The 13,073-nt window shown below is 48.7% G+C and carries 8 protein-coding genes; 5 read left to right on the top strand and 3 right to left on the bottom strand.

Annotation, left to right across the window (positions count from 1 at the left end; genetic code table 11):
* Positions 1–11: 11 nt before the first annotated feature.
* Both GO755_RS26955 and GO755_RS26950 read right to left on the bottom strand, forming a co-directional pair.
* Entirely contained in the window at positions 12–857 is an 846-nt protein-coding gene (locus tag GO755_RS26955) for a polysaccharide biosynthesis/export family protein (protein ID WP_157588419.1), read from the bottom strand.
* Between the two features lie 441 nt (positions 858–1,298).
* Positions 1,299–1,751, bottom strand: coding sequence for a hypothetical protein (locus GO755_RS26950; protein ID WP_157588418.1), 453 nt, complete (start codon positions 1,749–1,751; stop codon positions 1,299–1,301).
* A gap of 452 nt (positions 1,752–2,203) precedes the next feature.
* Between GO755_RS26950 and GO755_RS26945 the strand changes: the two genes are divergently transcribed.
* Complete coding sequence (locus GO755_RS26945) at positions 2,204–4,834, top strand: TonB-dependent receptor domain-containing protein (protein WP_157588417.1); 2,631 nt, start codon at positions 2,204–2,206, stop codon at positions 4,832–4,834.
* A gap of 144 nt (positions 4,835–4,978) precedes the next feature.
* Here GO755_RS26945 and GO755_RS26940 read toward each other — a convergent pair whose 3' ends face one another.
* The gene (locus tag GO755_RS26940; RefSeq protein WP_157588416.1) at positions 4,979–5,734 is read right to left on the bottom strand and encodes a phosphatase PAP2 family protein; all 756 of its coding nucleotides are present in this window, start codon (positions 5,732–5,734) and stop codon (positions 4,979–4,981) included.
* Positions 5,735–6,298: 564 nt separating this feature from the next.
* On the opposite strand from GO755_RS26940, the gene GO755_RS26935 reads away from it, so the two are divergent.
* The 4 genes from GO755_RS26935 to GO755_RS26920 are packed head-to-tail and all read left to right on the top strand — an operon-like array spanning position 6,299 to position 13,072.
* Complete coding sequence (locus GO755_RS26935; protein WP_157588415.1) at positions 6,299–7,327, top strand: YncE family protein; 1,029 nt, start codon at positions 6,299–6,301, stop codon at positions 7,325–7,327.
* A 30-nt stretch (positions 7,328–7,357) separates the two neighbouring features.
* Positions 7,358–9,253 carry a metallophosphoesterase family protein gene (locus GO755_RS26930; RefSeq protein WP_157588414.1) on the top strand — a complete coding sequence of 632 codons (1,896 nt, stop codon included), beginning with the start codon at positions 7,358–7,360 and terminating at the stop codon, positions 9,251–9,253.
* Positions 9,254–9,284: 31 nt separating this feature from the next.
* Positions 9,285–10,262: a metallophosphoesterase gene (locus tag GO755_RS42330; protein ID WP_262887029.1), complete on the top strand. Its 978-nt coding sequence runs from the start codon at positions 9,285–9,287 to the stop codon at positions 10,260–10,262.
* Positions 10,263–10,294: 32 nt separating this feature from the next.
* The gene (locus GO755_RS26920; RefSeq protein WP_157588413.1) at positions 10,295–13,072 is read left to right on the top strand and encodes a TonB-dependent receptor; all 2,778 of its coding nucleotides are present in this window, start codon (positions 10,295–10,297) and stop codon (positions 13,070–13,072) included.
* The last annotated feature ends 1 nt before the right edge of the window (position 13,073 follow it).

Here is a 13,073-nt window from a genome sequence, read left to right as displayed (position 1 = left end):
GTGAGTATGGATTAATTACGGGTGAGTAGGATGGCAACAAATGACAGGGCGCTCAATATGGTCGGGACAACCAGATAAAAGCGGTCGGCATTTGCGACGCGTGCCTTACCTGGCTCGACATAAACAATGTCATTAGGATGCAGATAGTAATAAGGAGATCGGAATAAATTACGCTGGGTTAGATCAACTCGGGAGAATGTTTTTTTGCCACTTTCTTCCCGAATCACCAGCACATTGTCCCGTCGGCCATAGATGGTTGCATCGCCCGCTAAACTAAGCGCTTCAATCAAGGTAATCTGATCATTGGGGATCGTGAATAAGGCAGGTCGCGTTACTTCGCCCAGCACCGAAATGCGAAAATTCTGGTTGCGTACGTTAACTGTTGGCTCTTTTAAAAAGGGCGTTAGTTTTTGCCTGATCAATGCATTGCACTCACTTACAGTCAGATTGCCAACGGTCAGATTGCCCACTAAGGGCAGCTCAATGTCACCCGTTGCTGCTACCAGATAGCCTGCCATTTCGGGTAGCCCGTTCGTATTCGTTTGTTGTATGCGCCCAGTTGCCGTTGGAAGCGTATACGGGTTGAAGAAGACACTTGCTTCGGGGTTAAGGCTACTCACTTGAATCGAGAGTACATCGCCCGGCTTAATACGAGGTGTGTAAGCTTCGGCAATTGGGACACTACCTGTTGTTCCGGAATTATCCTGAAAATAGACGACTTGCCTGGACGATACGCAGCCAATTGTCCATAAAGCAATCCCACACAAATAGGCTAAAGCAATATCCCGACGGCTTGGTAGGCTGATCAGAGCCAGAATGTTAAAATAAGCCAGTAGTCGTTTACGGTAGGAAATCATAATAGGCGCAAAATTTCCCAGGTTTAGCCTTCCGACAAGAGAATTCTTGCCTAAAGACCGCTCTAGAGCCGTTTCACCAGGCTAGTGTAGCTACAAAATAGGTTTGTCGACACACAAACTGATGCAGGGATTATACCCTATAGTAAACTTATAGTAGCAAAATTTATACCAATAAATATCTATTTATAGAGAATATTATAATTAAAGATAGGCATGTTCTCATATTTCGAGATTTCCGGCTATTAGACGTTAGTTGAGTGTATAGTAACAGAAATAGCCCAGCCTACTCCAAAATGTCCAGCATCTTGGAGTAGGCTGGGCTATTCAGCGGCTACGAAAGGAAAAAACACAGCAACTCGATTTGCTCCAAAGTAGGTTCTGGAGCAAGTGCTGATTGGGGGAAGAATAGCGTATGCTATAAGTATGAAAAAATCATACTACTCATAAAGTAGGATCGAACTCCAGATTGATATCGGAGTCTTTGCCATCGACAGGGGCGCGCTGACGGAGGATAAGTTTATTCTTGGTCAGTTGAATAATTGGGAAGTTGCCTTTGAAGCCCGATACATCTACGTCGATCGATTGGTTGTCGGTAGCTAACTTCCAGGTGCCGCCGTTAACGACCGAATTGGATTGTTTCGGGTCGAGAGCGCGAACAGTTCCGTCGTTACGAAACTGCATGTTCAGATCATACAATACCTGAGTGGCCAAATTCAGGCGGCTTTTATTGATAGCCTGACCATCTGGAGTCGATACCTGAACGGTACGCCAGTTGTTGGCAACCAGCAAATCAGTTTGTGAGGCTTCAGTAGGAGTGGCCCCATCATCTTTTTTGCAATGGGTTAGTGTAATCAACAGCGCGGTACATACCAGCAGAAGTCGGATTGTATTCATAACGAGATAAAGCCGTTTTGTAAGTCTCTAACGAAATAACGGGAAGCGTTTGCCAATTCGTTTAGTAACCGGGCCGCTTTACGCCCTTAAAATTCACTAGTTTTGGCGAAAAATCAATAAAAAGAATGTATTGTGTTGGTTATCAGGATGATGTAATTCATTTACTGAAACTAGCCTGAAACATTTACCCGTTTTTCTGGCGAACGATACCGAGTACAAACCCCGACCGCAATCGGGTCGGGGTTTGTACTCGTACTGTATAATCAAATCCCCCTTGCCAGTCAGTATAGTTGGAAAACTTATGCTGTAAGGTCACTTGCGTAGCTCTGTCCCTCCAAATATTCGATCCACCCCCTTAAATCAGCCATTCGGCAAGATTCATTTTCCGACGCTGGGTCTGTCTGACAATTTTGCTCTGTCATTAAAATAACCTGCCACGGCGGATGAATCCCATGAAAAATATAGTCCTTTTGTTCTTTGTTACCAGTACGGCTTTTGCACAGTTTGGTCCCGGTGGCCCTGGCGGTCGACCCGGCGGGCCGGGCAATGATGGGTTTGGTCAGAAACAGGAAAAAACATTTATCCCTGGAACAGATACCGATACCAAGCCCAAGGGAAATGGTAAAATTGCGGGTATACTGATGGACTCGACGACTAGTAAGCCCGTCGAATATGCAACGATTGCGCTGATCAATGTGCAGACCAAAAAGCCCATTGACGGCACGACGGCCGATGATAAAGGGCGGTTCGCACTCACCCGATTGGCATCCGGTACCTATAAACTCCAGTATTCCTTTATCGGCTACAAAAATCGCACATCAGCCCCGATCACGATTGTAAAAGGGTCTGACATTAACGTGGGTGTGGTGAACCTGCCTCCCGATGTCCAGACGCTCGCCGAAGCCACCGTGACTGGGCAGGCTGCGATGTTTGAAGAGAAAGTAGATCGTCTGGTGTATAATGCCGAAAAAGACGTGACTACCCGAGGGGGCGATGCCTCTGATGTAATGCGGAAGGTACCGATGCTGACAGTCGATCTCGACGGTAACCTTACCTTGCGTGGCAGTAGTAACATTCAGGTGCTGATCAACAACAAACCCAGTACCATCGTAGCAGCCAGTGTAGCCGACGCCCTGAAACAAATTCCGGCCGATATGATCAAGAGCGTGGAAGTCATCACCAGCCCTTCGGCCAAGTATGATGCCGAAGGGTCGGGTGGGATTATCAATATCGTGACCAAGAAGACAACGTTGCAGGGTCTGACGCTCGATGTAAACAGTGGGTTAGGCAACCGGGGCTCAATGCTTGGCCTGAATGCCAACTATCGCACCGGTAAAATGGGTTTCTCTCTGAGTGGCTTTGGTCGGGCTGAATACAACGTGAAAGGCGAGTTTCAGAATACGCAGACAACGAAAACGGCTGCCGGTGATCAGACTACCATTCAGAATGCCAGTACACTCACCGAACGGCTATTTGGTAACTATCAGTTAGGCTGGGATTACACGATTGACAAGAATACATCGCTGACGGCCAGCGTACGGTATGGAGCCAGAAACGGCAACGCAACCCAGAATGGCTTGTTGACCACCACCTATCTACCTGGTGTTACTGTGCCCTTGCTCAATGACCGCAATGTGGTTACCAATGACATCAATGGGACCATCGATGCCAACGTAACCTATACCAAAACCTACAAGCCGCAACAGGAACTGAGCATTCTAGGTCTCTTCAGTCAAAATAACCGGCAAAACAACTTCACTGCCGACTTGCTGAGCACAACCGATATGCAAACGATTCTCTCGCGGCAGCGTAACGATAATCCTAGTACCAATCGGGAGTCAACGCTTCAGATTGATTACCAGACACCTATCGGGCAGAAGCAACTTCTGGAATTTGGTGGCAAAGGGATTATGCGTCAGGTAAACAGTGACTATACGTACTACCTGGCCCAGGGCGCAACCGGCGACTACGCAGTGGACAATACCCGATCAAACAATTCCTTGAACTATGAGCAGGATATCGTAGGCGCATATGCCTCATTAACAGCATCGCTGCCCAAGAAATACACCCTTAAAGCCGGAGCTCGCTATGAATATACGATCTTGAACGCCCGGTTTGGTTCTGAGCAGACGGGTACGCCTATTTCGCTGGCCAACTACGGGAATCTGGTGCCAAGTATCAATATCTCGAAATCGCTGAAAGGCAATAAAATGCTGAAGCTGGCCTATAATCGCCGGATTCAGCGGCCGGGCATCCAGTTCCTGAATCCCAACATCAACACATCCAATCCCACCAATATCAGCCAGGGTAATCCCTATCTTTCACCCGAACTGACCGACAACGTCGAGTTGAGCCTGTCGATGCCCATCAAATCGGTTTACCTGACGGCTGCTCTGTTTGCCCGACGCACCAACAATGAGATCACCAGCGTGCGTGATACGGCAACGGTGCTGGTGAACAATGTAGCGCAGACGGCCATTCGCACGACCTACCAGAATGTAGGTTACGAAGATACTTACGGGCTAAACTTGTTTGGCAACATCAACCTGTCGTCGAAACTACAACTTAATGGCGGCTTGGACCTGATGCACGTAAATCTGACTAATAACAATGCCAATCCAATTTATTCCGCGTCAAATACGGGCTGGGTATTAGGGGGCCGACTATTTGGTAACTACACGATCGGCAACGGCTGGGGACTCCAGGGTGGAGGTGGTATGATGGGCCGACGCATTCAGTTGCAGGGCTACCAGGGTTCGTTTGCCTTCTATAACCTGGGCTTCAAGAAAGACATCGCTCAGAAAAAAGGCAGTATTGGCTTAGTAGCCGAGAACTTTTTCAATCACCCGTTTACGGTCCGATCTGAGTCGAACTCGTCCATTCTGAGTCAATCGAGTATCAGTAGTTTTTACAACGCGGGTGTACGGTTGACCTTCACCTATAAACTTGGCAAGATGAAGTTTGTGGACTCCAAACAGAAGAAATCGATTAACAACGACGATGTGAAAGGAGGAGAAGGTGGTGGTAATGATAACCAGCAACAACAGGCTGCGCCTAGTGGTGGTGGCCGGCCCCGATCCTAAAGTCATTTTAAGATAAACTACACCACTACCCGATCGTTTGGCGAGTAAGTCCTGAAAAGGCTCTTACTCGCCACTTTCGTTCGTTAATTCCTGGTGAGAGGAGTAAACTTTTAACCTCGTGAGCCTGCTATCAATTGGAAAATTCTAACCAATATTGGCTGAATGACTCGTCCGCTGCCATTCGGTGAGCACAATGCCTACGATTAGCCAGCAGGCGCCTAGCAGATAGCCGCCCAATACGTCGCTCAAAAAATGAACACCCAGGTAAATCCGGCTGAAACCAACCACTAAAATCAGCCCCACGGCACTAAGACCCACCAGCCATCGGTTCCGAATCCGACGCCGTCCCCGAACCAGCCAGTAACCGAGTAGTCCATAGAGTGTCATGGCCGTGGCCGAATGACCGCTGGGAAAAGAATAGCCTGATTCTGTATAATAGGCCACCTCTGTAGGCCGTGCCCGAATAAACGTTCGTTTGCCAACCTGCACAAACAGGCCGACACCAGCCATCAAAATCCAAAGGATTATAATGTTGCGCCCCTTTTTTTGGCGGTACAAAACCAGCGATCCAACTAGTGTTAGAGCAACCGTTACATAAGCAGAACCCAGCCAGGTTAATGCATAGAGCAATTGGCTGATCGATGTACTCCGCTCCCGAAAGAGCCACTGTGTGAAGCCGTGATCGACGCGAACCATTGGCTCGGTGTTGACCAGATTTTCGGCAATTTCGGAGAGTACCATCACATTAACGACCAGGAGTCCGGCTAGTACTGTAAAGGGTAAGCCACGAAAATGTTCGGTCGTCAAACGTTCAGCCAACCAATGCACAAGGCCCGGGTAACGGGTAGCGAGTCGACCGAAACGATGCTGAATATGATGTTGAAGCTGGTTCGTTGTCATTCGGTAAAAATTTAATCTAGCCATTACGATAACGGCTACAAACTAACAGGGATATTCTGAAGAGACTTTGAAGTAGGGCTTTCGCTTAGAGTCACACTTCATTAAGCAGAATAAGGCTACAGGGCCAATTTTTGAAACAAGCCTGGGCCTTAATGGAGTTGGTTTTAGGATTAATAGTGGGATCGCTAGAACTATGGACAGAAGGTCCCCAAATCTGCATAAACTTCAGATTTGCTTCAAAATTGACCATCACTTTTGTGGTCATGATGAAATCAGGATTTCCCATTCTGTTCCTTTGGACTAGTCGTTTATGGACTAGTTCGACTAGTGTAGATTTTACAAACTGATCAACCCTATCATATCGCAGCCATAACCGCTAGATCTGCCACAAAAGGCAGTCGATCGATTATGGCTTTTGTTCTATAAATAATTAATATTAATTAATTGTAAATCTCTTGTTATCAAATGATTAATTTAAATTATTGTATCGTTGTGTCTTGGAAATAGTCTATAAGTTTGCTGGCGAAAAGGGTCGAAACTAGTTTCCCTTTCACTCCATAACCTATGGTCTCTTTTATCCAGAAAATTACGATTGCTGCCTGCCTTGTCGGAGCCAGCCAGGTACAAGTTCTCGCGCAAACAACGCCTACGTATTCGTTTATTGAGAAAATCAGCCTGCCCACAGGCGATGGCAAATGGGATTACCTGAAAATGGATGGCGAGCGCGAACGACTCTTCGTATCGCACTTTGATCGGGTACACGTCATTGACTTAAACACGAACAAACAGATTGGTGAGATCACCGGTCTGAAGGGCGTTCATGGTATCGGCCTGGCGAAAGACCTGAATAAAGGTTACATCACCAACGGTACGGATAACACCATCACGGTGTTCGATTACAATACCTTCAAAGTCCTGCAAACGATTTCGGTTACGGGTAAGAAGGCAGATGCCGTTATGTACGATAAGGGTACGAAGCGAATTTTTGTGTTTAACAATGGCAGTGGAGATGCAGTGGCTATCGACGCCACAACCGACAAAGTGGTTGGAACGGTAGAAATGGGTGGCGCACCAGAGTTTGCGGTAGCGAATGAGAAGGGGAGCGTTTTTAATAACAACGAAGATACCAACGAGATTTTCGAGATTGATACGAAGTCACTTAAGGTAAAAAACAAGTATTCTGTGGCTCCCAATGGCGGTGTACCGACTGGAATAGCCTTCGATGCGAGTACGAACCGCTTGTTTTCAGTATGCCGTAAGCCACAGGCACTGGTTGTGATGGATGCTTCGACCGGGAAAATCGTCCAGTCTTTACCGATTGGTGGCGGTGTCGATGCAGTCGTTTATGAGAAAGATCTGAAACTGATCATGACCTCAAACGGTGAGGGTAATGTCACGATCATCCATCAGGACTCACCCGATAAATATTCTGTTGTTCAGACGCTTACAACAAAACCAGGTCAGAAGACAATGGTTCACCGAGGCACAACGCACCGCATTTACCTGAGCGGAGCCGATTATCAGGCCGATGGTAAAACACCTGCACCCGGTACGTTCGGGGTGTATGTTTACGGGCCAAGTCCGAAGCAGTAATCGGTCGAATAACTAATCATCCAACTACACATGTTGTCTTTCGTTCATAAAGCCTTATTGGGGGCTTGTCTGGCCACGCTTTGCCCGTTCCTAACCCAGGCTCAGTCTGAAAAGCCAGTTATACCCACTGTTTTATCCGGCCTCAACTATAGCGAAACGGGCCAGTTAGTCCTGACCCGAAACGGCCAGAAACTGGTTGATATGGATAAAAAAGATGCCTATTCATTGACGCAGATGGTAGGCAACCCGGTTGGTAATGATACTGGTATTCTCCTTGATTTCAGCAAACCGGGTTTTACTGGAACCGTGGCCTATGGGCCATACAATGAAAAGGCTGAATACCCTGCCATCGCGTTCCTGCCCCGTACGGTAGCCATTCAGGATGGAAAAGCCCTGCTGGACATTAAAGGTGCGGTTAAAGCCGTAAACGATTTCTTTAAGCTAAGCGAGAAAGGCCAGGGCGTTATTGGCTACCGGGTTCTCGACAATGCCGGGCGAATTATTTACGAAGGTCGGGTTGCGTTTACCGGGAAGGGGCCTTACACGGTCGTGCCGACGGTTATTGAAGGGCCATTTATCAACAACCTAACACCGACGGGCTGTGTCATTTCCTATGAAACGCAGGTACCGGTAAAGACGACGATTTCGGTCGGCAACCAGACGTTCGGCGATTCGAAGGAAACGACTCACCACGAGATTACAGTCACGGGTTTGCGGCCTGCCACGGATAACGTATATAGCATATCGTTAGCGTCGCGAGCCGAACAACATTCCTTTCGAACAGCGCCTGCTTCGGGTAGCCGAAAGCCTTTTACGTTCGCGTTTGCCTGCGCAAACCGGGCAACGTCGGGTGGGGGAGAGCGTGATTTCGGGGGGACAAATTACCAGTCATCTCGGGCGATTATGGCAGCCGCTTTACTCAATGGAGCCGTTTTTATGCAGGCCACGGGCGATCTAACGACGGGCGGCAATCCGAGTGAAGATGGCCACCTGATGGAGTATACGAACTGGAAGCGAGCTTTGGAGCCATTCTGGCACAAGATTCCGGTTTATACCGGTATGGGTGATCATGAAGTGAATTACCTGACGTTTGCGCCAGACCCGGAGACGAAGAAAAACCCGAAGATCGACCGGTTCCCGTATCAAACCGAATCAGGGGAGGCCACGTTTGCTCGAGCGTTTGTGCACCCAGCCAACGGCCCAGCAAGTGAAGACGGCGCGAGTTACGACCCTGATAACAAGCAGGTTGATTTTCCAACGTACCAGGAAAATGTATACTACTATAGCTACGACAATGTGGGGATGATTGTCCTGAATACTGAGTACTGGAAGTCGCATTATCCGGGTGTTGACGGATCGCCGGAAGGCTATATCATGGACGAACAGTTCAAGTGGCTGACCGAAACCATGCAGAAACTGGAGAAAGACCCCAGTATCGACCACATTTTTGTCAATGTCCACAGTGCCGTATTTCCCAATGGCGATCATGCAAATGGGGCTATGTGGTACGAAGGCAACAACGCTGAACGGCCGAAAGTGGCTGGAACACCGGTGAAAACGGGCATTCTGGAGCGTAGAGATCAGTTGCTGGATTTGTGTGTCAACAAGAGCAAAAAGTTCCTGGCCTTCCTATCGGGCGACGAACACAACTTCGCTTTTCTGCACGTAACGCCCGATACACCCATGTATCCTGAAAGCTACACGCTGCCTAAACTGAAATTGAGCCGTACGTTTTATCACATCAACAATGGGGGAGGAGGTTCGGCGCCCTACGCGATGCTGGCAACGCCCTGGATGAAGCAGTTTCAGTATTTCACGGAACCGCCTGTACTGGGCCTGATTTCGGTGAACGGATCAACGGTTAGCTTAAAAGCATTCAATGCCGAAACGTTTGGCACCATTTGCCGTGATGTAAAGCTGCGGTAAGTCAATCTAGTTAATGACCCATTTTATACCAATGAGACAAATAAAATTTTCTTTCCTGCTGATAGTTAGTGTCTTAATGGCATTTGGGGCTATTGCCCAAGCCCAACAACTCACTGCACAACCGACCTTTAGCTTTGTTGCGTTCGGCGATATGCCCTATAATCTTCCCGAAGATTATGGCCGTTTCGAGAACCTCATTCGGGATGTGAACAAACAGAATCAGGTCTTCAATGTGCACGTCGGCGATATCAAGTCGAGCGAGAATGATTGCTCGGATGCGTATTATCAAAAGATTCACGGCTATTTCAACCAGTTTGATAAGCCGCTGATTTATACGCCTGGTGATAATGAGTGGACGGATTGCAACAAACACACACCTGGCAAATACGACATCGACGAGCGACTCGCCACCATTCGGAAACTGTTTTTCGATGGGAAAGCCAGTCTGGGGAAATCCAAATTACCGTTGACCTCACAGGCTAAACATCCTGAGTTTGCTACCTACGTTGAAAACAACCGCTGGCAGCACGGAAATGTCGCGTTTGCCACCGTCCACATAGTCGGAACAAACAACAATTTTTACCCCGATCCGAAGGGGAACAATGCCGAATTCTACGACCGGAATAAGGCTAATCTGGCGTGGCTGGACGAAGTTTTTTCTCAGGCGAAGGCAGCTAACAACATCGCGGTGGTGCTATTCACGCAGGCCGATATGTACAATCCGGCAAAAGACGCCAAGGAAGCGAACGCCTTTATTGCCCTGAAAGAAAAGCTCCAGACGCTGACCGTAGACTTCAAAAAGCCAGTGCTGCTGGTCAATGGAGATTCGCACGTTTTTCTGGTCGATAAGCCGCTGTACGTAAAGGGCGGAAAGGGTAAGAAAGATCTAGACAATTTCACTCGACTACAAACCTTCGGGGAAGATAATATCCATGCTGTAAAAGTGACGATCAATCCAGCCACGCCGGGGCTGTTTCAGATTGAGCCACTCATGGTGCAGGGTAACTAATGAATACACGGGTACAAGTTGACGCCATACACATGAAATCTATTTTTTACACACTACTGCTGTTACTTGGATCGCTTTCGGTGCAGGCGGCTACGTTGAAAGGCTCCGTGATGGATGCCCGAACCGGCGAGCCACTCATCGGCGCGACTGTAAGTCTGGCCAATACCAAATTCGGGGGTACGGTCGGGCTGGATGGGAGTTATCTCATTAAAGGCGTTCCTGCCGGGACATACACCTGTATGGTGCAGTATGTTAGCTACCAGCGAACTCAGAAAACGGTTGTCATTGCCAGTGAATTGGTTGTTCAAAACTTTACTCTGGCGGAAAGTAGCCACGACTTAACCGAGGTGGTCGTGACGGCATCCGGTGATCGGGAACAGGAGAATAACACCCGAAAAACGGAACAGAAGGCTGATAATGTCCTGAATATCATTGGCGCCAAAGCTATTTCGCTACTGCCTGACATTACAGTTGCCAACGTATTGCAGCGCGTATCGGGCGTTTCGGTAGTGCGAAATGGTACCGGCGACGGGCAATTTGCCATCATCCGGGGTATGGATCGGCGGTACAATTATACGTTGGTCAACGGGATCAAAATCCCCAGCCCGGATAATAAAAACCGCTACGTGCCGATGGACATTTTTCCCGCCGATCTACTCGAACGTCTGGAAGTCGTGAAGGCGCTTACTCCCAATATGGAAGGCGATGCAATTGGGGGTTCGATGAACATGATCATGAAATCGGCACCGGATTATCTGACGCTATCGGCTACCGCATCGGGCGGGTACAGCCAGATTTTTGGTAACCAGCCTTTTCAGGGATTCAGTACGAAAGACATCAACTTCCGCTCCCCCTCGGAGATCATGGGCAGTAATACGGCCTACGCGCAACCGTCGCAGTTTTCGCGTACGTCGCTCAATTACAACAAGATATCACTGCCTGTAAACGGGTTGTTTAGCCTGTCGATTGGAAACCGGATTTTCAACCACCGTCTGGGCTTTTTACTGGGCGGTAGTTACCAGCATACGTACCGGGGCGGCACCACTACGTTTTTCACCATCAATGGCCAGCCAAGTCCAGACCCGCTGCCGAATACCCCCATTTTTACATCGGTCGATAACCGGATTAACTCCAACGAACAGGCCAGGACGGGGCTGAATGCCAAGTTCGATTATGCGTTTACTGATCGCCATAAGCTGAGTTTGTACGGTCTCTTTATGCAGCTCGATGACAAACAACACCGAACCATTCTGGGCGACCAATTGACCAAATTTGGGGATATTACTACCAGTGAACGGTCGGTGTTCCGGCGGCAAAACATCTATAGTGCCACCTTGCAGGGCGACCATATTCTATTGGGACAACCAACCAACGCAAAGCTTAAATTGAACTGGTCGGCGGTGTATTCACAGGCGAAGAGCCAAACGCCGAGCTGGGCCAGTTATAGCGTTACCTACCGGGTAGAACCCGATATAAACGGCAACCCCATCGCCGGATCGCAGTTCATTAACCCGGTGACTTATATCTGGACCCGCAACAGTGACCGTGATCTGACGGGTTATCTCAACCTGACGTACTACCCGATTTCGAATGCTGAAGTATCGGTGGGCGGGATGTATCGCGATAAAGATCGGACTAATTACTACAACGATTACAGCTTATCGACGGTTTTGCCCGGCGGTGATCGGCAGGTGTACACGAGCATCAACCAGGCAACGCTGTCGTTCTTTCCCGCGGCAACGGCCTTGTCGGACAGTGCGAACGGAAACAATTATACCGCTAAGGAGCAAATCGCAGCGGGCTATGTGCAGGGGAAAGTCACCCTGGCCAGTCGCTGGCAATTGGTGGGAGGGGTTCGCTTCGAAAATACCAATCAGGCCTATGTATCGCAGTTGCCGGTCACCTCGACGGGTAAGACAGGCAAGATCAGTTACCTGGATATCTTACCGAGTCTGCACCTCAAATACCAGTTGTCGAACCTCGAAAATGTCCGGTTTTCATACTTCCGGGGCATTAGCCGACCCGGTTATTTCGAACTGGTTCCGGCGCTGTTTCCCGGTGATTATTATACCGAGTCGGGTAATCCATACCTCAAGCATACCGTTGCCGATAACATTGACCTGCGGTATGAACTATTTCCAGGCGGAAGCCAGCAATTGCTGATCGGTGGATTTTACAAAAACATCCAGAACCCGATTGAATATGGCTTCAACCAGGTGAGCCAGGTCAATACGCTCTACCAGCCGCTTAACTTCGGTACGGCCACCAACTTTGGTGCTGAATTAGTATTCGCTAAGTTCTTCAGTGACTGGGGATTGACGGGTAACTACACCTTTACCAAATCGAGTATTACGACCTCGAAACTGGTATACGGCCGCGATGCCCAAGGCTCAACCGTGGTGACTAACGCGTCGCAGACACGGCCTTTGCAGGGGCAATCCGATCACATTGCGAACCTATCACTGGTGTATAAAAATCAGCGGATCAATGTCGATGCGCAACTGGCCTGGGTGTACACGGGTAAGCGGATCAACGTCGTGTCGCCGTATTTGAACCTGGATTATTGGCAGCGGGGCACCTCGCAACTGGATTTTTCGGCGGAGAAACGCTTCGGGATCAACCGGGCTTCGGGAACTCGGTTCTCGGTTTTTGCCAAGTTGACCAATTTGCTCAATAACCCGATCATTTCCGAGATTCTTAAGCCCAATACCCTGAGTACTCTGCCGGAGCAACTCCGCACCGATCGGATTTTGGTGCAGAAAGATCTGTTTGGTCAGACCTATCTGATTGGGTTCCGCTATAAACACTAGT

Source organism: Spirosoma arboris (assembly GCF_009754945.1).
GTDB lineage: Bacteria > Bacteroidota > Bacteroidia > Cytophagales > Spirosomataceae > Spirosoma > Spirosoma arboris.
Note: the sequence above shows the minus strand (reverse complement) of the source record. Positions and strands in the feature narration are given on the sequence as shown.